This window comes from Sphingosinithalassobacter tenebrarum (assembly GCF_011057975.1).
Taxonomy (GTDB): Bacteria; Pseudomonadota; Alphaproteobacteria; order Sphingomonadales; family Sphingomonadaceae; genus Sphingomonas; species Sphingomonas tenebrarum.
Genome location: NZ_CP049109.1, coordinates 2,308,695 through 2,328,347 on the forward strand (window position 1 = coordinate 2,308,695; position 19,653 = coordinate 2,328,347).

A 19,653-nucleotide genomic window follows, 5' to 3' on the forward strand; every position below is an offset into this window, starting at 1 on the left:
TCAGTGCCCTCGCGCCGGGGCGCGCCGGCGACGGATCGTCAGTTTCGGTACGGTCTCGCCACCCGCCTCCAGCGCCGCCCCGCGCCCGGAAAGCGACGGGTTCGTCATGAAATAGCGATGCAAATTGAACGGCCGCGCGCCATCGGGGTGGATGCGGACATAGCTGCCGTCGGCCTGAAGCTCCCAGCTCTGCTCATTGTCGAGCAGATTGGCCACCATCACCTGATCGACGATCTGGTCGTGCACGGTCTTGTTGAGAATCGGCAGCATATATTCGACGCGCCGATCGAGATTGCGCGGCATCCAGTCCGCCGAGGAAATGAATACCTTGGCCGCATCGCTCGGCAGAGTCTTCCCGTTGCCGAACACCCAGATTCGGCTGTGCTCCAGGAAGCGCCCGACGATCGATTTGACTCGGATATTCTCCGACATGCCCTCGACTCCCGGGCGCAGGCAGCAAATGCCGCGAATGACGAGATCAACCTGAACGCCGGCATTGCTGGCGTCGTACAGCTTGTCGATGATCGCCGGGTCGACGAGCGAGTTCATTTTCGCCCACACCGCCCCGGGCTTCCCGGCACTCGCATTCGCGATTTCGCCGTCGATCAGCTCCATCAGCCGAGTGCGCAGCGTGCGTGGGCTGATGTCGATCAGTTCGAGCCCTTGCGGCTCAACATAGCCGGTGACGTAATTGAAGATCTGCGCTGCATCCCTTCCGATCCGGGCATCGGCGGTGAAGAAGCTCAGATCGGTGTAGATGCGTGCAGTGATCGGGTGATAATTGCCGGTGCCGAAATGGCAGTAGGTGCGATAGCCATTGCCTTCGCGGCGCACGACCATCGAAATCTTCGCGTGCGTCTTCCAGTCGATGAAGCCGTAGACCACCTGCACGCCCGCCCGTTCCAGCGCCGCGGCCCAGAGCAGGTTCTGCTCCTCGTCGAACCGTGCCTTGAGTTCGACCACTGCCGTCACCGATTTGCCGGCTTCGGCGGCGGCGATCAGCGCGTTGATTACCGCCGATTGCTTGCCCGCGCGATAGAGCGTCTGCTTGATCGCGACGACATCGGGATCCTGCGCCGCCTGTCGCAAGAATGCGAGGACGACGTCGAACGTTTCATAAGGGTGGTGGACGACGATGTCCTTGGCACGAATCGCCGCGAAGCAATCGCCGCCATATTCACGGATACGCTCGGGAAAACGAGGACTGTAGGGCGTGAACTTCAGGTCGGGCCGGTCCTCTTCGACCAGCGCCGAAAGGTCGCCGATACCCAGAAACTGCCCTTTCTCGGTCAGGATCGTGTCGCTGCCGCCCAGTTCCTCCTTCAGCGTCGCCTCCAGTTCGGAGGATATCCCGTTTTCCATCTCCAGGCGGATGACGCGACCGCGCCGCCGCCGTTTGATCGCGCTGCGGAAATAGAGGACCAGATCCTCGGCCTCTTCCTCCAACTCGATGTCACTGTCGCGCAGCACGCGGAACGAGGCGTGTTCCTTCACCGCGTAGCCGGGAAACAGCAGGTTCGAGAAACGCAGCAGCAGCGTTTCGACCATCACGTAGCGCGCGGTGTCCCCGGGAAGGCGAATGAACCGCGACATGGTGGTCGGCAGCAGCACCAGTTCGCGGATGGGCTCGCGGTCCGAACTTCGGATCAGGTCGAAGATGATGCTCGACCCGCGATTCGGGATGAACGGAAAGGGATGCGCGGGATCGAGTGCCTGCGGCGTCAGAATCGGAAAGATCTGCTCGCGGAAATGGCGTTCGAGCCATGCCGCGGTCTCGCCTTCGATCTCGTCGGCCTCGAGCACGGTAATCCCCGCCTCGGCGAGCTCCGGGCGCAGGCTTTGCCAGGTCGCCTGCTGGTTGGCGACAAGCTCCGTCCCTTCGGTGATGATCGCGGCAAGCTGCTGTCCCGGCGTCAGGCCGTCTGCCGAGCGCTGTTCGACATCCTGAAGCTGCTGCCCCTTGAGCCCGGCGACGCGGACCATGAAGAATTCGTCGAGATTCGAGCCCGAAATCGACAGGAAGCGAAGCCGCTCGAGCAACGGATGCGCGGAATTGGACGCTTCCTCCATCACCCGGCCGTTGAACGCGAGCCAGGAAAGCTCGCGATTGAAATAGCGTCCCTCGCCGCGATCGACCGCGAAAGGATCCTCGTCTTCGAAGCGGACATCGGCAGGTCGGTTCATGGGGTCTCGCTAACGGCTTCCGGTTCCGATCTGGGCAACAGCCCGGCCATTTCCAAGGTGGGCTTCGCCATCTGGATCGAAAGCCGCGCCGGGCCGCGCGATCCCGCTTCGTCCTCCAGTGCGTCCGCCACCCGGACCAGAGCCACATAGCTTCGTTCGACTCGACTGACGAGCCAGGGAACGAGATCAGGGGCCGGAATAAGCCTGCGCCGATCGAAAAAACGCCACAGCAATTGGCCCATCAGTGCGTCGTCGGGCGGATCGATGGCCAGGGTCGGTGTCGCCATCAGCCGCGAACGCAGATCGGGCAACCGGATTTCCCATTGCGGCGGCGGTACATCGGCGACGATCAGCAGCGGGTGGCGCGTCGCCTGGGCCCGGTTCCAGGCGTGGAATATGTCCGCTTCCGCCCAGAGTTCGGCATTGTCGATGATTTCGCCGCCGGCCTTTTCGGCAAATACCCGCGCGAGCAGGCTGCGCCCGGATTTACGCGGCCCCGTCAGCAGCGCCGCCATTACCGGCCAGGCTCCCCAGTGATCCAGCTGATGCACGGCGCGGGCATTGGCTTCACTCACCAGAAACTCCGCGTCGCGCGCCTCGGGCATTCCGAGCGGCAGGCGCAGTTGGGTCATTCCTCGCCCGTGCCGTCCGTCGGAGAAGGTTGCGGCGGGGGTGGCGGACTCTGGCTCGCCTTGCTGATCCGCAGCACACCCGGGCCCTGCTGCACGGTCCAGCCCCTGCCCTCCAGCTGGGAGCGCAACGATCCGATGCTCCCGTCATAGGTGACGCGCATCACCGATACCCCGCCCAGCGCAGTGCTGCTGGTCGTCACCGAACGCACGCCGGGGATTCCGCGAAGCGCACCTTCGGAGGCGAGGAACGCCGTCGAATCGGGCGTGTCGACTTGCACCGAGACCGCCGTCCCGGCCGCAACGGCCGGTGTATCGGCCGGCGCCGGACGCACTTCCTCGGGCGCTTCCTCGGGGGCTTCCTCCTCGGTTTTCGGTTCAGGAGGGCGGAAAGCGAGCAGCCGGTCGGTCTTAAGCTTGCCCGAATTGAGCGCGTCCTGATAGATTTGATCGATCCTGCGCACGCCGGCATCGAGCAATGCGTCGAGCGAACTCCCGTTGTTCACGCGCAGCGCGAATCGGCCGAGCGGGGCCCGGTCAGGCCCGTGGCTGGCAGTGAAAACCCCGGTAACCGGACCGCCGGGATATTCGCGGCGCAGATCGACTTCGGCGATCAGCACGTCGGCGGCGCCATAGGTATCGAGCACCTCGCGCCACCAACCGCGCCCCCGTCGCAACGTCTGCCCGGCGTTCATCAGCAGCGCGTCCGGCCCGGTGCCGCGCGGGCGAACATAGTCGATATTGCTGTTGCCGGAGCGAAACCGGCCCCATGCCTCCTGCCAGGCATTGTTCCGTTCGTACATGCGCCCGGCTCCGCCGGACCATTCGAGCGGCAGCAGCATCATCGGCGGCGAGCGCGTGACCTGAACCGAAACGCCCAGCAGCGCGCCGGCCTTGGCCCGGTCAAAGAGCACGCCCAGACGGGCGATGTAGCGATCCGGCCCGATATTCTCGCGCTCGACGATGATGCCGGTAACGATCGAATCGAGCGTCGAATCGGACAATCTGGCATTGCTGCTGCCTGCAAGCTGCTGCGCCAGCTTGGTCCAGCCCTTTCGCTGGGCGAGTCGCCACCCCGCCTGCCGCGCGCTTTCGGCGTCATCGCCGCGCACGTCGACTTCGATACCGCCGACCTCGAAACTGCCCGAGCTGTCAAAGCCGTTATTGGGCGTATTCTGCGCAACACCCATGCCCGCCACGCCGATCAGGGTCAGCGCAACGACGACGAGCAAGGCAGGAAAAAAGCGACGTACCATCATGCTGTGGCCCTTTTGGCGAAGCGGACGTGGAAATCCAAGCGCGATATCGCTACGCGCCGTCATCATGAGCGAACCCGATCGGGGCGAAGGCCCCTACACCTATGCCGATGCAGGCGTCTCCATTGCCGCCGGAAACGCCCTTGTCCGGGCGATCGCACCGCTTGCGCGGTCGACGAGAAGGCCAGGCGCGGATGCTGATCTCGGCGGATTCGGCGGACTTTTCGACCTGAAGGCCGCCGGCTTCACCGATCCGCTGCTGGTCGCGGCCAACGACGGTGTCGGAACCAAGCTCAAGCTCGCGATCGAGCAGGACCGGCATGACGGGGTGGGAATCGACCTCGTCGCCATGTGCGCGAACGACCTGATCGTGCAGGGCGCGGAACCCCTGTTCTTTCTCGACTATTATGCCAGCGGCAAGCTGGAGAGTGGGGTTGCCGAGCGCGTGATCGCGAGTATCGCCGATGGTTGCCGCCAGGCCGGCTGCGCGCTGATCGGCGGCGAAACGGCGGAAATGCCGGGCATGTACGCCGATGGCGACTATGATCTCGCCGGCTTCTGCGTCGGGGCGGTCGAACGTGACCGGCTGCTCGACGGATCGCAGGTGCGTCCGGGCGACACGATATTGGGACTCGCATCTTCGGGCATCCATTCGAACGGGTTTTCGCTGGTGCGCCGTCTTGCCGCCGACAAGGGCTGGAAGCTCGACCGCCCTGCCCTGTTCGATCAGGACAGGCTGCTGATCGACGCGCTGATGGCACCGACCCGGATCTACGTCAAAAGCCTGTTGCCGCTCCTGCGCGAGGGCCGGGTTCACGGGCTCGCCCACATCACCGGCGGCGGTCTACTCGAAAACATACCGCGTGTGCTGCCGAAGGACTGCCATGCGACAGTCGATGCCGGTCGCTGGGAACAGTCCCGGCTGATGGCGTTCCTGCAGGCGCAGGGAAATATCGAGCCCGAGGAAATGGCACGAACCTTCAATTGCGGAATCGGCATGGCAGTGATCGTTGCCCCCGAGGATGCCGACAGCGTAACCCGGGCGCTCCAGGCCGCGGGCGAAACGGTTCACGTCATCGGTGAAGTCACCGCCGATACGCGGGGCTGCACCGTGTCCGGGCCGGCGGGAAGCTGGAGTGCACGCAGCGCCTGGACCGCGACTCACCATGACTAGGCATCGCGTCGGCGTCCTCATTTCTGGGCGCGGGTCGAACATGGCGGCCTTGGTCGAGGCATCGCGCGAGCCGCAGTGCCCCTATCAAATCGTGCTGGTGGCGAGCGACAAACCCGAAGCCCCCGGGCTCGCCTGGGCCGCGGAACGGGGCGTAGCGACCTTCGCGAAATCACCCAAAGGGATACCCAAGGCCGAGTATGAGGCGGCGATCGACGCGGCGCTGCGCGAGGCGGGTGTCGAGGCGATCGCGCTGGCAGGCTATATGCGGCTCCTGTCAGACGATTTCGTCGGCAAATGGCGCGGACGAGTGATCAACATCCATCCTTCGCTGCTGCCCAAATACAAGGGGCTCGACACCCATGCCCGGGCGATCGCGGCGGGCGATGCGGTTGCAGGCTGCTCGGTTCATCTCGTTACCGAGGAACTGGACGGTGGCGAAGTGCTCGGCCAGGCGCAGGTGCCGATCCTGCCGGGCGACACCGTCGATGCGCTCGCCGAACGCGTGCTCGCCGAAGAGCACAAGCTGTATCCCCGCACGCTTTCCGCCTGGCTGAACCGCCGAAAACCGGTTTCCGCGGCATAATCTGCAAAAGACCGCAAATATTATGAATCGCGCGAAACCTTGCGGGGCGCGATCCGTTTCCCGGATACGCCTCTGCCGCATCGGGCAATACGGTTCCCGCCGGCAGCGAGGCGCACCCAATCAGGAGCGCGACTCGTGCCACAAGACAATGCCCCCAGCGGCGTGATGCATTCCTCTGGAGTCGCCAGTGCCGAACAAGGGCTGGTGCTGCTCGACGGACCGGACGGCGTCGCGATTTCCCTGACCCCCGAAGCAGCGGAAGAAACGGCCAAGAGTCTCATCGTCGCGGCACATGCTGCACGATCGCAGGCGCAGGACGGCTAAAAGCGCGACACCCTCTTGCCCCGGTGACCCTGCGCCCGCGATAAGGGGGCGATGATCAAGGTCGCCAGCTATAACATGCGCAAGGCAATCGGCACCGATCGCCGCCGCCGTCCCGAACGGACCCTGCATGTGCTTTCCGAAATCGGCGCCGATATCGTTGCGCTGCAGGAAGCCGACCGTCGCTTCGGCACACGCGATGCCGTGATAACGCCGCACTTGCTCGAGGAACACAGCGACTGGAAGCCGGTTCCGCTGGGCATTCGCGCCGCCAGCATGGGTTGGCACGGCAATGCCCTGCTGGTCCCGAAGGACGCGCAGATCGTGGATTGCGAAGCGATTCACCTGCCCGCACTCGAACCGCGTGGTGCCGTGATGGCCGATGTCCGCGTGCGTGGCACCATCATCCGCGTTGTCGGCATGCATCTCGACCTGTCGGGCCTGTGGCGACGACGTCAGGCGCATGCGATCATCGCCCATGTCGCCGCCAGCACGAAACAATATCCAACGGTGCTGATGGGAGACCTCAACGAATGGAGCAGCGCGTCCGGCTGCCTGCGCGATTTCGGGCGTGACTATTGCTATGCCGAGATCGGACCGAGCTATCACGCGCGCCGGCCGATCGGGCGCCTCGACAGGATCATGGTTTCCGACGAGCTGCGGATCGCCGATTGCGGCGTGCATCACAGTGCCGCGGCGCGGACGGCATCGGATCATCTGCCTGTCTGGGCCGAGCTCAAGAGCGCGAAATGAGCGTTGCCCGCGACAAGGAGCTACGGCTCGCGCTCGTCTGCTATGGCGGGATCAGCCTGGCGGTCTACATGCACGGGATCACCAAGGAAATCTGGCGGCTTTCCTGTGCCAGCCAGGCCGCACGCGACGCGGAGCCACCCGCAGACGGCAGCCAGGGGGTCTATCGGGCGCTGCTCGATGAAATCCGCGAGACCAGCGGCATTCAGCTCCGTGTCCTGGTCGATATCCTGTCGGGGGCCAGTGCGGGCGGAATCAACGCCGTCTATCTGGCGCAGGCGATTTCGCGCGGCCAGTCGCTCGAGCCGCTGACCGACCTCTGGCTGCACAATGCCGATGTCGTCCAGCTGCTCGACCCGAAACAGGCGCCCACGCACCGGCTGTCCAAATTCTGGGCGATCCCGATCGCCTGGATGGCGATGGGCCGGGGCAAGAGCATCCAGAAGACCGTCGAGCCGGGAGCCCAGGAGGAAGTTCGGCGCAAGATGGAGCATTTCGTGCGCTCGCGCTGGTTCGAACCTCCCTTCGGCGGGCGGCGCTTGCTCGATATGCTGGTCGATGCCTTCCAGGCGATGGAGACCGGACCGCAGGGCAAGCGGCTATTGCCCCCCGGGCAGCCGCTCGACCTGTTCGTCACGGTCACCGACTTTCGCGGACACCCGGAAAGACTGCGTCTCAATTCCCCACCGGAAGTTATTGAAACCGAACACCGTCTAGTATTCGGTTTCACCGATCAGGGACATGGCGAGAATGTGCTTGCCGATCCCGTCGAGCTTTCCTTCGCCGCGCGCGCGACATCGAGCTTTCCGGGCGCTTTTCCGCCCGCCACGATCGGCGAAGTCGACGCGATGGTCGCCGACCGCAAGCTGCACTGGCCCGAGCGCGACCGGTTCCTCGAACATGTGCTGCCGCGCCAATGGGCCGATCATGCCGCCGAAAAGGCCGTGCTGATCGACGGTTCGGTGCTGGCCAACGCCCCTTTCGGTCCGGCGGTTGAAGCATTGCGCGAACGCCCCGCCCGGCGCCAGGTGGACCGGCGTTTCGTCTATATCGACCCCACGCCGAATACGCGGTTCGACTTCTATTCGAACACGCCCGAGAGCCCGGGCTTTTTCCAGACGATCCTGGGGGCGCTTTCGGAACTGCCGCGCGAACAACCGATCCGCGACAATCTGGAGGCGATTGCCGAACGCTCGGACCGCATCGAGCGGATGCTGACGATCGTGTCGCAGATCCGCGCCGAAGTCGAAACCCAGGTCGAGGCGCTGTTCGGCTACACGCTGTTCCTCGACTATCCCACGCCGAAGCGGCTGGCGGCGTGGCGTCGTCGCTCGCAGGTCGCGGCAGCATCGCGCGCGGGCTATGGTCATACCGCTTACGGCCTGCTCAAGATCGATGGAGCGATCGATCGCATGGCGAGCCTGCTCCACAATGTCGGCGACCAGGCCGGCGGCGACCGGCTGCGCCTCATCCGCGAAGCGTTGAGGGGTACGATACGCAAACGCGGGGCGAGCGAATTCGGCGCGAATCTGTCCAACGGCGCCAGCCCGGCGACGCTCGATTTTCTGCGGGCGCATGATCTCGGATTCCGCATCCGCCGCATGCGGCTGCTCGCACGGCGACTGACCGAACTCGACTCGGAATATCAGCGCGCCGAACTGACTCCGATGCGCGATGCGATCTATGATTCGCTGGCCGTCTATCTCGAATGCCGTCGCGCCGATCATTTCTCGGGTCTGCGCGAAATGGTGCGGCGGCTGCGCGCCGGCGACGACGCGGGCGAGCTGGTCGACGACATGGGACTGATCATGGACCTGGCGCGCCTCGACGCGGAGACGGATCAACGTCTATCTGAGGGATTCAGCGCCTTGTCGCGCGAAGCCCGGCGGCCGATCCTGCTCGAATATCTCGGCTTTCCATTCTTCGACATCGCTACGCTGCCGATGCTCCACGGCGAGAACATGAACGAGTATGACCCGATCCGCGTCGACCGGATCGCGCCGGAGGACGCCGGATCGATCCGTGCAGGCGGCGCTGAAGCGACGTTGAAGGGCATTCAGTTCAACAGTTTCGGCGCCTTTTTCAGCCGTGCCTATCGCGAGAACGACTATCTGTGGGGGCGGCTGCACGGTGCCGAGCGGATGATCGACATCGTTCTGTCGACCTTGCCGCACGGAAACCGCCTGCCGCCCGCGCGCGTATCGGAGATCAAGCGATCGTTGTTTCTCGCCATTCTCGATGAGGAGGAAGCGCGGCTGACGGCGGTTCCGGGCCTGTTCGCCGAATTGCGAAGCGAAATCGGGTGACACTGGCAAAGCGCGCCCGCCGCGCATAGAACGGCGCGCGAACCGGTGTCGTTCGGCAGGGAAGGAGAAGCATGCGCTTCCTCAAGATATTGTTCTGGTTGTTGCTGGGCGGGCTGGTCGCGGCATTCGTGATCTATAATGGTGACGAACGGATCGCGCTCCATCTCTGGGGCGGACTGATCGCCGATTTCAGCCTGCCGTTTCTCCTGATCCTCGTGTTTCTTCTCGGCTTCCTGCCGATGCTCGTCGCCTATCACGCGATGCGGTGGCGCATGCGCGCGCGGCTGGCCGGGCTCGAACGCGCGCTTGCCGATTTGCGCGCTGTCAATGCGGCACCCCACCCCCCTTCCGAAATATCCGACGAACCGGCGCTGCCGGCACCCTCCGGGGAATTGCCGCTGCCGGCCGACGAATCGAATCAGACCGAGGAAAGATAGAAAATGCGTTCCCGCCTCTTCGTTGCACTCGACACGCCCGATCTCGACCGCGCCAGATCCATTGCCGAGCGCGTCAAGGCGCATGTCGGCGGGATCAAGCTGGGGCTCGAATTCTTCACGGCCAACGGAGCGCATGGCGTTCACGAAATGGCGAAGCTCGACCTGCCGATCTTTCTCGATCTCAAGCTGCACGACATTCCCAACACCGTCGCCAAGGCGATTCAGGCGCTGCGCCCGCTCGAACCGGCGATCCTCACCGTACATGCGGCAGGTGGCCGGGCGATGATGGAAGACGCCAAGGCGGCCGCCCCGGCAGGCACCAAGGTCGTCGGCGTAACGATGCTCACCAGCCTCGATTCGCAGGATATGCAGTCGATCGGGCTCGGCCCCGATCCGCATGAACAGGTGGTGCGGCTCACCCAGCTCGCCCGTGAGGCCGGCCTGGACGGCGTCGTCTGCTCGGGCAACGAAGTGAAGGCCGCGCACAAGGCATGGCCGCAGGGCTTTTTCGTCGTTCCCGGCGTTCGGCCCGCCGACGCGCATGTGGGCGACCAGAAGCGCGTCGTCACGCCGCGTCAGGCACTCGACGCAGGTGCTTCGATCCTGGTGGTCGGCCGCCCGATCACCCAGGCGAAAGACCCCGACCAGGCCGCGCGCGCGATCGAAGCGACGCTCTGATAGGAAGAAGAGGATGCGATACGCCGCCTTCCTCATGGCTGCCGTGATCGCGGCTATGCCCGCCGCTGCCCGGGCCCAGGATTCCACTGGCGCACCCGGCCCCATTTCGGGCGATTGCGTCGAGAAGCCGCCGCTCGCCGACATGTTGCGCAATCTAGACCATGCCCGCGACGTGGCGGTGCCGCGATGCGATCGCGCCTTGGTCGAACCGGGTGAAGGCGTGACATTCTATCGCGGCGACCGCGTTGCGCTCCGGTTTCGCGGCCATCGGGACGGCGACGGCGACATCGAAATGGATGGCGTCGCGATCGGCGACGGTGCCGAATATGCCGCGACCAAGGGGCGTTGCCGCTTTTACGGCACGCCCGGCAACGGCCTGATGATCGTCTGTTTTGCGGTTTACGAAAAAGACGGCAAGAACGCAGGGGCGGTGGCGATGTTCACGCGGCGCTGAGCAATTCGATCACGTGCTGAAGCGCGCCGCCGAAACCGATACCGAGCGCGAACACCAATATGCCCAGCGCGATGAAGATCAGCGTCATCTCGCCATTGGTGCGGTCTGAAATAAAGGTTTCGAGACTGGACATTTTCCCTCCGCGCGACCCGTTCGGGGCTCGTCTTGCTCAACGTGTCGATAGTGGAAAGGTTGCCAGAGGCCGGCTGTCGCTCGCCTGAACGGAAAGCGCGCCCTATATGCGCAGCTTCATGCGAGTCTCGATCAAGATATGCGGCGTTTCGACGCCCGAAGCGATTGACGCGGCGGTGGCGGGCGGCGCAAGCCATATCGGCTTCGTCTTCTTTCCGCCTTCGCCCCGGCATGTGGGCTTCGAACAGGCGGCAGCGCTGGCCGATCGCGTGCCGAGCCATGTGCGGAAAGTGGGCGTATTCGTCGATCCCGATGACGCGCTGGTCGAAAGCACCGTGTCGGCCGGAAGGCTCGACGCGTTGCAACTGCACAAGACAGCGCCCGCCCGCGCCGCGGCGATCCGTTCGCGCACCAAATGCGAGCTCTGGGGCGCCGTGGCAGTGAAACGACGCGAGGATCTGGACGCGGCACAGCGTTTTCGTGGCGCCGCCGATCGCATTCTCTACGACGCCAAGACGCCCGAGGGGGCCAAATTGCCCGGCGGCATGGGCATGCGCTTCGACTGGAAGCTGCTCGACGGTTTTCCGCACCCGCTACCCTGGCTGCTCTCGGGCGGACTCGATGCTGCCAACGTCGCCGACGCGGTCGGCACCGCCGGCGCGCGCATGGTCGACGTCTCGTCCGGCGTCGAAAGCGCGCCGGGCGTCAAGGATGTGGACAAGATCGCGGCCTTCTGCAAAGCGGTGGCGCAATGTTGACGCTGACTGCCCCTACGGCCCGCCACGGGATTCGATGGCCCTGATCGCTGTGTACCGCAAGCGACCCCAACGCCTCACATCTCCCCGGAAGCCAGCATGACCGACACCACCGCCCTGCCCAATTCCCTGCGATCCTATCCTGACGAACGCGGCCATTTCGGAAAGTTCGGCGGCCGTTTCGTTGCCGAAACGCTGATGCCGCTGATCCTCGACCTCGAAAAGGAATATCGCGCTGCGAAGGCCGATCCGGCATTCCAGGCCGAATTCGACGATTTGCTCGAACATTTCGTCGGCCGCCCCAGCCCGCTTTACTATGCCGAACGGCTGACCGAGCATCTGCGGCAGCAGGCGCCGGCGGGCAAAGGCCCCAAAATCTATTTCAAGCGCGAAGAGCTGAATCACACCGGCGCGCACAAGATCAACAATTGCATCGGCCAGATCCTGCTCGCCAAGCGGATGGGCAAGACGCGGATCATCGCGGAGACGGGTGCAGGCCAGCATGGCGTCGCGACGGCGACCGTCGCGGCACGCTTCGGCCTGCCCTGCACCATCTTCATGGGCGCGACCGATGTCGAGCGGCAGAAGCCGAACGTCTTCCGCATGAAGCTGCTCGGTGCCGAAGTGCAGCCGGTGACGAGCGGCGCGCAGACGCTCAAGGATGCCATGAACGAGGCGCTGCGCGACTGGGTCGCCAACGTCCACGACACCTTTTACATCATCGGCACCGCCGCCGGCCCCCATCCCTATCCCGAACTGGTCCGCGATTTTCAGAGCGTGATCGGCAAGGAAGCGCGCGAGCAGATCCTGAAACGCGAGGGCCGCCTGCCCGACCTGCTCGTTGCTGCCGTGGGCGGTGGATCGAATGCGATCGGCCTGTTCCACCCCTTTCTCGACGATGTCGACGTCAACATGCTCGGCATCGAAGCGGCGGGCCACGGGATTGAAACCGGCAAGCATGCCGCCAGCCTGATGGGCGGCGCGCCGGGCATCCTCCACGGCAACCGTACCTATCTGCTCCAGGACGAGGACGGCCAGATCACCGAGGCGCATTCGATCTCGGCAGGGCTCGATTATCCCGGGATCGGCCCCGAACATAGCTGGCTGCACGAAAGCGGCCGCGTCGAATATGTGCCGATCACCGATACCCAGGCGCTCGATGCATTCCAGCAATGCTGCAAGCTCGAAGGGATCATCCCCGCGCTCGAAAGCTCGCACGCGCTGGCAGCCTTGCCCGCCAAGTGCATGAAAATGAACGAAGATCAAATCATCGTGGTCAATGTTTCGGGCCGCGGCGACAAGGACATCTTCACCGTCGCCGAGGCGTTGGGAGTAGAGATGTGATGTCGCGTCTTTCTTCCGCCTTCCGTCCAAACAGCCCCGCTCTCGTCACCTTTGTCACCGCCGGCGATCCCACGCCCGACGCCACTGGCGCGATCCTCGATGCGCTCGTCGCGGGCGGCGCGGATGTGATCGAACTTGGCATGCCGTTCACCGATCCGATGGCGGACGGCCCGGCCATTCAGGCAGCGAATCTGCGCAGCCTCGGCGCGGGCACGAAAACGAAAGACGTGCTCGCCATCGCGGCGGCGTTTCGCCAGCGGCAACCGGACTTCCCGCTGGTGCTGATGGGCTATGCCAACACGATGACGCGGCCGACGCCAGAGGATTTTGCGAGATCGGCAGCGGACGCGGGCGTCGACGGCGTCATCATCGTCGACATCCCGCCCGAGGAGGCCGACGAACTTGCCCCGTTCCGCACGCATGGGATCGACGTCATCCGCCTCGCTACGCCGACCACCGACGCCGCGCGCCTGCCCGCCGTGCTCGATGGCGCGTCGGGCTTTGTCTACTACGTCTCGGTCGCTGGCATCACCGGCATGCAGCAGGCGGCGCAGACAACGATCAGCGAGGCGGTAGGCAAGCTCAAGGCCGCCACCGACCTGCCCGTCGCGGTCGGCTTCGGCATCCGCACACCGGAACAGGCAGCCAACGTCGCCAAGGTCGCCGACGGGGTTGTCGTCGGCTCGGCAATCGTCGATCTTGTCGCCAAGCACGGCGCCGACGCGGCAGAGCCCGTCCGCGCCTATATCGATTCGCTCAAGTCGGCCATTTCGGCCGCCCGAAAGGAACCCGTATGAGCAGCAGCAGCAGCCCGACCTGGCTCGGCCGCGTCCGCAACGCGCTCGCCTATGTCACCAAGAAGGAAACCGCCGACAATCTCTGGCACAAGTGCAAGGGATGCGGATCGATGGTGTTCACCAAGGAGCTGGAGGAAAACCTCCATGTCTGCCCGCATTGCGAACACCATGACCGGATCGGCCCGGCGGAACGCTTCGCGATGCTGTTCGACAATGGCGACTACCACCAGCTCGATACGCCGGACGTGTCCGAAGACCCGCTCAAGTTCCGCGATTCGAAACGCTATATGGATCGCCTGCGCGCGGCACGGACCAGCACCGAGGAACAGGACGCGCTGATCAATGCCAAGGGCTTCATCCTCGGCAATCCGGCTGTCGTGGGCGTGCAGGACTTCGCCTTCATGGGCGGATCGATGGGTCTCGCGGTCGGCGAAGCGTTTGTTGCGGGCGCCGAAGCCGCGATCGCGGCGCGCTCGCCCTATATCATCTTCACCGCGTCGGGCGGCGCGCGCATGCAGGAAGGCATTTTGAGCCTGATGCAAATGCCGCGCACGACTGTCGCGATCCAGATGCTGCACGACGCGGGCCTGCCCTATATCGTCGTGCTCACCGACCCGACTTCGGGCGGCGTCATGGCGGCCTATGCGATGCTCGGCGACGTGCAGATCGCCGAGCCCCGCGCGACGCTGGCCTTTACCGGGCGCCGCGTTATCGAGAACACGATCCGCGAAAAGCTGCCCGACGACTTCCAGACCAGCGAATATTATCGCGAGCACGGGCTGGTCGACATGGTCGTCCACCGCAAGGAATTGCGCGACACGCTCGGCCAGCTGATCGACCTGCTCGGCGCGCAGAAACAGGCCGCCTGACCCTTCCTCCCCTCCCGCAAGCGGGAAGGAAGCCATGCCCGACCACGCCGTTTCGTCCGATCCCGAAGTGCAGCGCCAGCTCGACAGGCTGATGGCGCTCTCGCCGGGCGCGGACATTCTCGGACTCGAGCGGATCAGCCAATTACTCGACCGGCTCGGCAATCCGCAGGACCGCCTGCCGCCGGTCTTCCACGTTGCGGGTACCAACGGCAAGGGGTCGACCTGCGCGTTCCTCCGTGCGGCGCTGGAGGCTGAAGGCTACCGCGTTCATGTCTATTCGAGCCCGCATCTGGTTCGCTTCAACGAACGGATCCGGCTCGCGGGGACTCTGATCGCCGACGACGCGCTGGCAACGCTGCTCGCCGAAGTACTCGATGCCGCTGAACGGGACGGCAATATCGGCGCGAGCTTCTTCGAAGTGACCACGGCGGCCGCCCTCCTCGCCTTCTCGCGCGTGCCGGCGGATGCCTGCGTGATCGAAGTGGGGCTCGGCGGACGCCTCGATGCCACCAACGTGATCCCCGGCCCGGCAGTGACCGGCATCGCGCAGCTCGGCGTCGACCATGAAGCGTTTCTGGGAAATTTGCCCGAGGGCATCGGCGCGGAAAAGGCGGGAATTGCCAGGCAGGGCGTGCCGATGGTCACGATGGCGTACAATGCCACCGTCGCCGCGCGTGTGGCCGAGGTTTGCGCCGAGAAGGGAGCGCCGTTGTATGCGGAGGGCACGAACTGGCGCTATGCAGCGCATGATAATGGCGTAACCTATTCCGACGCCAAGGGGAGCATGAACCTTCCCCTTCCCGCCCTTGCCGGGCCGCATCAGGCAGGCAATCTGGCGCTCGCCACTGCAATGCTGCGTCACCAGACGGCGCTCGCGATGTCACTGGAATCGCTGGCGCGCGGCGCCCGGGAGGCACTCTGGCCCGCGCGCATGCAATTGCTGGACCGAGGACCGCTTACCGCGCCACTGCCTGACGAAATGCCCGTCTGGCTCGATGGCGGGCATAATCAGGCTGCCGGGTCGGCGATCGCCAACTCGCTGCGCGGAATTGCCGAAACGCCTGAAGGACGGCGCCCCGTCCTGCTCATTCTCGGCATGCTCGCGAACAAGGACGTTTCGGGGCTGCTCGAACCCCTGGCGCCGCTCGCCTCCGGTCTGATCGGCGTGCCCGTTCCCGGCCATGCCCACCATGCGCCCGAGGCGCTCGCCCGCAAGGCCGGTCAGGCAGGAATCGGATTCGCCGCCACAGCCCCCGATGTTTCCTCCGCGCTCCATATTGCGAAAGTGCATCGTGATTCCAGCAAGTTACCGCCAATTATTCTGATCGCGGGTTCGCTCTATCTCGCGGGGCTTGTGCTGGAGGCGAATAGGCAATTTCCACAATGACCTTTATTGCGATTGACTTGCAATAGCGAGTTAGAGACACTGGCTCCGTCGATGCGAGAGGAGACCAGATTCGTGACCACCACCACAGACACGCTCGCCGCCGCGCTGCCCGTCAAACAATCGGATGATCCCGGCGCCCGCCTGCTCATCTTCGGCATGCGGCAGATGGGCGCGCATGGACTGGGCGATGCCTGCGCCGCGCATGCATTCGTCATGGCGTTCGGCAAGGATTTCCGCCGCCCGCTGATCCTGCTGCGCGCGCTGATGCAGGAAATGTCCGAATCCTCGGAACGGCCGATCCAGATCGCGCCCTGGTGCTGCCCGCGCATGACCGCGAACGAAGCGACTGTGCTGGCGGTGCTCGGCAGGGTCCGCGGCAACCGCGAGGCGGCTGCGCTGCTGCTTTCCGATCTGCTCGGCGTACGCGAGGCCGAAGGCGTGCTCGCAACCGCGCATGCACTCTCCCAGGCCTTTGCCGATCTCGCGCTGCCGCTAGAACCCTGACGCGCGCAGCTTGCGCAGTTCGTCCATCGCCCAGCGATACATGTTGGCATCCGCCGCACGCTGGCGACGGTCGAGCCGCTTCATCCGGCTCTCGACTTCCTCAAGCACCTCGAGCGCCTCGCGCTGGTGCCCGAGTTCGAGCAGCAGCGCGGCGTAGCGGCACCGCGCCTCTTCACCCGGATAGCGTGAGGCGACATCCGCAAAGAGCGGCAATGCCTCTTCCTTGCGCCCCATATCCTCGAGGATGCGCGCGCGCAGCAGCTGTCGCTGATCGCGATCGCTCTGGACGGTAGCGGGTTCGAGCGAATCGAGTTCGGCAAGCGCCGCCCCGGTGTCGCCTGTTTCGAACAATGCCCGGGCGAGTTTCACCTGTATCCGCGCATCCCCGCCAGCGCTGCGCGCGATCGCCTCGCGATAGAGCGGTACGGCCTCGCCATATTGCTCCAGCGCCACCAGCGCGTCGGCGACTCGCATGCGATTGGCGACGGTATCGGCCAGATCGAGCTGGTCGCGCGCTTCGCGCAATTCGCGCTGCGGATCGAAGGTGCGGATCGCCGTCGCTCGCGCCGCGCGGACATGGCGATTGCTGCCGCTGCCCGGCAGGATTTCAACGAGAAAATAGGCGATCGCGCTGATCATCGGCAGGAAGATCAGCGCCAGCACCCACAGCCCGTTGCGCCCGGTGCGGATAACATGGACGATGCAGAAGATTTGGATCAGCAACGTCGCGATGTAGAAGATCATCGCGCCGGCTCCGCCTCCGCGTTGGTCGGCGGCGCGACGTCGCGATAGGCGTTGGCGCGTTCGCGCATCCATTCCAGCGCCGCGAGCACCACGGCGATCATTCCGATCGCGGCGGTAAGATAGAAGACCCAGGCATAGCCATTGTCCTCGATCGCCTTGCCCAGCGCGCTGCGCCCGAGCGAACCGACGAGGAAAGTCAGCGAGGAAAGCAGCGCATATTGTACCGCGCTGTACCGCTTCGACGCGATCGACGAGAGATAGGCGACGAACGCGGCGCCGGCGATGCCGCCCGAGATATTCTCGCCCGAAATGGCCAGCAGCAGCCGTGAAAAGCGGTCGTCCGAACCGAACACTTCGAAAATCCGATAGATGCCGGTGAAATGACCGAAGGCATCGAGGCCGCCGCCCCCCTGCGCAAGATCGGCGTAGAGAATGTTGCTCGCCGCCGCGATGACTGCCCCCAGCACCACGGTTGCCATACGCCCGATCCAGCTGAACAGCACCGCCGACAGCGTGATACCGAGCATCGTCATGCCCACGCCGAAGAATTTGGACGCGATGGCGACTTCGTCGTGCGTGTACTGAAGTTCACCCAGATAGAAGGGATAGGCGAAGGTTCCCCACACCGCGTCGGTGAAGCGGTAGCTGAGGATCAGCGCCAGTACGAGGATTGCGGCCCATTTCAGCCGCCCGACCAGCTCGGCAAGCGGCAGGACAAGCGCGCCATAGCCATGATCGAGTACACGATCGATCCCGGTTCGGGCGGGCTCGGCGGCATCGAGCACATGCTTGCCTGTCTTGCGCCAATGTTCGAGCACGGCAGCGATGATTGATGGGACGATCACCGTCGCGGCGACGATCAGCGGGCCATAGAATTGTATGAACTCGGTCGGATTGGGACGGTCCTCGGGCGCCGCGCCAAGCGAGCGGACCATGAAGACGATCACCGTCACCAGCGCCCAGCTCCACAGCAGGCCGACCACGATCAGCGCGGTCGCGCGAACCCTGGGCTTGAGCTCGCCCGGTGCGCGCAGGCCGTGATCGGTCATGCCGTCGGCTTCGGCCGGACGCGGCGTATCGGGCGCGAAGAACGTGATGCACAGGATCACCAGCATCGCCACGCCCATGCCGAAATAGACGGCGGGCCAGCCGGTGCGCTCGGCGATGATCAGCGCGAGCGCCCCGCCCGCCAGCGCGGCGATACGGTATCCGAGCTGATAAACGGTCGAGAGAATGTCGAGCGTCGCGATCTCGTCCGCGACATCGACGCGCCAGGCGTCGATCGTAATGTCCTGACTTGCCGAAGCAAAGGCGCCGACTCCGGCGAGCAGCGAGAACCAGCCCAGCGACGTCTGCGGGTTGAGCAGCGAAAGCACAATGAGGATCATGCCGAGCAGGAACTGCGCGGGGATCAGCCAGCTCTTGCGTCGCCCGAGACGCTCGAGTCCGGGAATCGCGGTCCGGTCGATTACCGGCGACCAGAGAAACTTGAACGCATAAGCAAGCCCGATCAGCGAGAAGACGCCCATCGTCTCGAGGTCCACCTGGGCATCGCTGAGCCAGGCGTAGAGCGTGCCGAGCAGCAAGGCGTAGGGCAGCCCGGCGGCAAAGCCGAATGCCAGCATGACGCCGATCTTGCGATTGGTGAATGCAGCGCCAAGCAGCGCCAGCCCCCTGGGCTTTTGCCGTTCGTCGCCGGTTTGCGCGTCGCTCATGATCCCTCCCGCGATGTCGGGGCGACCCTAACGCGAAACGCGGCGAAGCAAAGGAAAGATCGTCCCGGAACGAGGGCTATGCCGATCGGCTCCCGTCACGCGGCTTTGTCGAACAGTCGGAATTGCGGGGGCAGACGGCGCGGCGTTTCGCCGCGCACCACCGCTTCGATGGCTTCGATCGCCAGCAGAAGGTCGCGCTGATGATAGGGTTTGGAAAGGCAGCCGGCAGCGAATGCCGCCGCTTCGCCGGGCGACTGGCCGGTAACGAACAGCACCGGGATACCGCGGTCCGCCGCTGCTCGGGCCACATCGATACCACTCCCGTCGGCCAGGTGAATATCGGCAAGCACCAGATCGAGCGGAGTCCGGGATGCGATGACGCGAACGGCATGCGCGACCGAATCGACCGTCGCCATGACTTCATAGCCTTCATCGCTCAGGAAATGCTCGTTTTCGAACGCGACCAGCGGCTCGTCCTCGACGACCAGCAGCCGCGCGAGGTGGCGCTTCTTCTTTCCGAACAACATCCTGTGAACTACCACCCTTTCCCTGTCGCAACGCACCGAAGGCGATTTCGATCATTTTCCGCGCAGCGCCCGATCGCCCGGTTCGATTGCTTTGGCTGGTGGCGACA

The 19,653-nt window shown here is 64.7% G+C and carries 21 protein-coding genes; 14 read left to right on the top strand and 7 right to left on the bottom strand.

Annotated features, from left to right (window positions below; translation table 11 throughout):
- From G5C33_RS11400 to G5C33_RS11410, 3 genes are read right to left on the bottom strand one after another with little or no spacing between them, the layout of a single operon-like run.
- On the bottom strand, positions 1–2,184 hold the full coding sequence (locus G5C33_RS11400) for an RNA degradosome polyphosphate kinase (RefSeq protein ID WP_165327324.1): 2,184 nt from the start codon (positions 2,182–2,184) through the stop codon (positions 1–3).
- Complete coding sequence (locus G5C33_RS11405) at positions 2,181–2,816, bottom strand: P-loop NTPase family protein (protein WP_165327325.1); 636 nt, start codon at positions 2,814–2,816, stop codon at positions 2,181–2,183. The genes G5C33_RS11400 and G5C33_RS11405 overlap by 4 nt, the downstream gene beginning before the upstream one ends.
- Positions 2,813–4,072: a heavy-metal-associated domain-containing protein gene (locus tag G5C33_RS11410; RefSeq protein WP_165327326.1), complete on the bottom strand. Its 1,260-nt coding sequence runs from the start codon at positions 4,070–4,072 to the stop codon at positions 2,813–2,815. Before G5C33_RS11410 ends, G5C33_RS11405 begins: the two co-directional genes overlap by 4 nt.
- A gap of 64 nt (positions 4,073–4,136) precedes the next feature.
- On the opposite strand from G5C33_RS11410, the gene purM reads away from it, so the two are divergent.
- The 8 genes from purM to G5C33_RS11450 all read left to right on the top strand — a co-directional run bounded on the left by purM (position 4,137) and on the right by G5C33_RS11450 (position 10,772).
- Positions 4,137–5,243 (top strand): phosphoribosylformylglycinamidine cyclo-ligase, encoded by a 1,107-nt coding sequence (gene purM / locus G5C33_RS11415; protein ID WP_165327327.1) that lies wholly within the window; start codon positions 4,137–4,139, stop codon positions 5,241–5,243.
- Positions 5,236–5,826: a phosphoribosylglycinamide formyltransferase gene (gene purN, locus G5C33_RS11420; protein WP_165327328.1), complete on the top strand. Its 591-nt coding sequence runs from the start codon at positions 5,236–5,238 to the stop codon at positions 5,824–5,826. Before purM ends, purN begins: the two co-directional genes overlap by 8 nt.
- Before the next feature lie 135 nt (positions 5,827–5,961).
- The gene (locus tag G5C33_RS11425) at positions 5,962–6,150 is read left to right on the top strand and encodes a hypothetical protein (RefSeq protein WP_165325327.1); all 189 of its coding nucleotides are present in this window, start codon (positions 5,962–5,964) and stop codon (positions 6,148–6,150) included.
- Between the two features lie 51 nt (positions 6,151–6,201).
- Entirely contained in the window at positions 6,202–6,900 is a 699-nt protein-coding gene (locus tag G5C33_RS11430; protein WP_165327329.1) for an endonuclease/exonuclease/phosphatase family protein, read from the top strand.
- Entirely contained in the window at positions 6,897–9,203 is a 2,307-nt protein-coding gene (locus G5C33_RS11435; RefSeq protein ID WP_165327330.1) for a patatin-like protein, read from the top strand. Before G5C33_RS11430 ends, G5C33_RS11435 begins: the two co-directional genes overlap by 4 nt.
- Before the next feature lie 71 nt (positions 9,204–9,274).
- The gene (locus G5C33_RS11440) at positions 9,275–9,640 is read left to right on the top strand and encodes a LapA family protein (RefSeq protein WP_165327331.1); all 366 of its coding nucleotides are present in this window, start codon (positions 9,275–9,277) and stop codon (positions 9,638–9,640) included.
- A gap of 3 nt (positions 9,641–9,643) precedes the next feature.
- Positions 9,644–10,318, top strand: a complete 675-nt coding sequence (pyrF, locus tag G5C33_RS11445) for an orotidine-5'-phosphate decarboxylase (RefSeq protein ID WP_165327332.1) — start codon at positions 9,644–9,646, stop codon at positions 10,316–10,318.
- A gap of 13 nt (positions 10,319–10,331) precedes the next feature.
- Positions 10,332–10,772 carry a hypothetical protein gene (locus G5C33_RS11450; protein ID WP_165327333.1) on the top strand — a complete coding sequence of 147 codons (441 nt, stop codon included), beginning with the start codon at positions 10,332–10,334 and terminating at the stop codon, positions 10,770–10,772.
- Here G5C33_RS11450 and G5C33_RS11455 read toward each other — a convergent pair.
- A complete protein-coding gene (locus G5C33_RS11455) occupies positions 10,759–10,905 on the bottom strand; it encodes a hypothetical protein (RefSeq protein WP_165327334.1) in 147 nt (48 codons plus the stop codon). The two genes, G5C33_RS11450 and G5C33_RS11455, sit on opposite strands and share 14 nt — an antisense overlap.
- Before the next feature lie 118 nt (positions 10,906–11,023).
- On the opposite strand from G5C33_RS11455, the gene G5C33_RS11460 reads away from it, so the two are divergent.
- The 6 genes from G5C33_RS11460 (at position 11,024) to G5C33_RS11485 (ending at position 16,560) form a co-directional block, all read left to right on the top strand.
- The gene (locus G5C33_RS11460) at positions 11,024–11,662 is read left to right on the top strand and encodes a phosphoribosylanthranilate isomerase (RefSeq protein ID WP_165328835.1); all 639 of its coding nucleotides are present in this window, start codon (positions 11,024–11,026) and stop codon (positions 11,660–11,662) included.
- Between the two features lie 96 nt (positions 11,663–11,758).
- On the top strand, positions 11,759–13,003 hold the full coding sequence (gene trpB, locus G5C33_RS11465; RefSeq protein ID WP_165327335.1) for a tryptophan synthase subunit beta: 1,245 nt from the start codon (positions 11,759–11,761) through the stop codon (positions 13,001–13,003).
- Positions 13,003–13,800, top strand: coding sequence for a tryptophan synthase subunit alpha (trpA, locus tag G5C33_RS11470; RefSeq protein WP_165327336.1), 798 nt, complete (start codon positions 13,003–13,005; stop codon positions 13,798–13,800). Before trpB ends, trpA begins: the two co-directional genes overlap by 1 nt.
- Entirely contained in the window at positions 13,797–14,669 is an 873-nt protein-coding gene (accD, locus tag G5C33_RS11475; protein WP_165327337.1) for an acetyl-CoA carboxylase, carboxyltransferase subunit beta, read from the top strand. The genes trpA and accD overlap by 4 nt, the downstream gene beginning before the upstream one ends.
- Before the next feature lie 34 nt (positions 14,670–14,703).
- On the top strand, positions 14,704–16,056 hold the full coding sequence (locus G5C33_RS11480) for a bifunctional folylpolyglutamate synthase/dihydrofolate synthase (protein WP_165327338.1): 1,353 nt from the start codon (positions 14,704–14,706) through the stop codon (positions 16,054–16,056).
- Positions 16,057–16,128: 72 nt separating this feature from the next.
- On the top strand, positions 16,129–16,560 hold the full coding sequence (locus G5C33_RS11485; RefSeq protein ID WP_228275042.1) for a DUF6628 family protein: 432 nt from the start codon (positions 16,129–16,131) through the stop codon (positions 16,558–16,560).
- Here the strand turns inward: G5C33_RS11485 and G5C33_RS11490 are convergent.
- The 3 genes from G5C33_RS11490 to G5C33_RS11500 form a co-directional block, all read right to left on the bottom strand.
- Entirely contained in the window at positions 16,549–17,304 is a 756-nt protein-coding gene (locus G5C33_RS11490; RefSeq protein WP_165327339.1) for a tetratricopeptide repeat protein, read from the bottom strand. The genes G5C33_RS11485 and G5C33_RS11490 overlap by 12 nt on opposite strands.
- Positions 17,301–19,019, bottom strand: a complete 1,719-nt coding sequence (locus G5C33_RS11495) for an AmpG family muropeptide MFS transporter (protein ID WP_165327340.1) — start codon at positions 19,017–19,019, stop codon at positions 17,301–17,303. Before G5C33_RS11495 ends, G5C33_RS11490 begins: the two co-directional genes overlap by 4 nt.
- Before the next feature lie 95 nt (positions 19,020–19,114).
- Positions 19,115–19,546, bottom strand: a complete 432-nt coding sequence (locus G5C33_RS11500) for a response regulator (protein WP_165327341.1) — start codon at positions 19,544–19,546, stop codon at positions 19,115–19,117.
- Positions 19,547–19,653: the final 107 nt, after the last annotated feature.

Excerpts from the sequence above, each read along its gene's own strand:
- G5C33_RS11430 (WP_165327329.1), top strand. The coding sequence starts at position 6,202 with ATGATCAAGGTCGCCAGCTATAACATGCGCAAGGCAATCGGCACCGAT.
- trpB (WP_165327335.1), top strand. The coding sequence starts at position 11,759 with ATGACCGACACCACCGCCCTGCCCAATTCCCTGCGATCCTATCCTGAC.
- trpA (WP_165327336.1), top strand. The coding sequence starts at position 13,003 with ATGTCGCGTCTTTCTTCCGCCTTCCGTCCAAACAGCCCCGCTCTCGTC.
- G5C33_RS11410 (WP_165327326.1), bottom strand. The coding sequence starts at position 4,072 with ATGATGGTACGTCGCTTTTTTCCTGCCTTGCTCGTCGTCGTTGCGCTG.
- G5C33_RS11405 (WP_165327325.1), bottom strand. The coding sequence starts at position 2,816 with ATGACCCAACTGCGCCTGCCGCTCGGAATGCCCGAGGCGCGCGACGCG.
- accD (WP_165327337.1), top strand. The coding sequence starts at position 13,797 with ATGAGCAGCAGCAGCAGCCCGACCTGGCTCGGCCGCGTCCGCAACGCG.
- G5C33_RS11500 (WP_165327341.1), bottom strand. The coding sequence starts at position 19,546 with ATGTTGTTCGGAAAGAAGAAGCGCCACCTCGCGCGGCTGCTGGTCGTC.
- G5C33_RS11455 (WP_165327334.1), bottom strand. The coding sequence starts at position 10,905 with ATGTCCAGTCTCGAAACCTTTATTTCAGACCGCACCAATGGCGAGATG.
- G5C33_RS11440 (WP_165327331.1), top strand. The coding sequence starts at position 9,275 with ATGCGCTTCCTCAAGATATTGTTCTGGTTGTTGCTGGGCGGGCTGGTC.
- purN (WP_165327328.1), top strand. The coding sequence starts at position 5,236 with ATGACTAGGCATCGCGTCGGCGTCCTCATTTCTGGGCGCGGGTCGAAC.
- G5C33_RS11435 (WP_165327330.1), top strand. The coding sequence starts at position 6,897 with ATGAGCGTTGCCCGCGACAAGGAGCTACGGCTCGCGCTCGTCTGCTAT.
- G5C33_RS11460 (WP_165328835.1), top strand. The coding sequence starts at position 11,024 with ATGCGAGTCTCGATCAAGATATGCGGCGTTTCGACGCCCGAAGCGATT.
- G5C33_RS11480 (WP_165327338.1), top strand. The coding sequence starts at position 14,704 with ATGCCCGACCACGCCGTTTCGTCCGATCCCGAAGTGCAGCGCCAGCTC.
- G5C33_RS11495 (WP_165327340.1), bottom strand. The coding sequence starts at position 19,019 with ATGAGCGACGCGCAAACCGGCGACGAACGGCAAAAGCCCAGGGGGCTG.
- G5C33_RS11490 (WP_165327339.1), bottom strand. The coding sequence starts at position 17,304 with ATGATCTTCTACATCGCGACGTTGCTGATCCAAATCTTCTGCATCGTC.
- purM (WP_165327327.1), top strand. The coding sequence starts at position 4,137 with ATGAGCGAACCCGATCGGGGCGAAGGCCCCTACACCTATGCCGATGCA.
- G5C33_RS11400 (WP_165327324.1), bottom strand. The coding sequence starts at position 2,184 with ATGAACCGACCTGCCGATGTCCGCTTCGAAGACGAGGATCCTTTCGCG.
- G5C33_RS11450 (WP_165327333.1), top strand. The coding sequence starts at position 10,332 with ATGCGATACGCCGCCTTCCTCATGGCTGCCGTGATCGCGGCTATGCCC.
- pyrF (WP_165327332.1), top strand. The coding sequence starts at position 9,644 with ATGCGTTCCCGCCTCTTCGTTGCACTCGACACGCCCGATCTCGACCGC.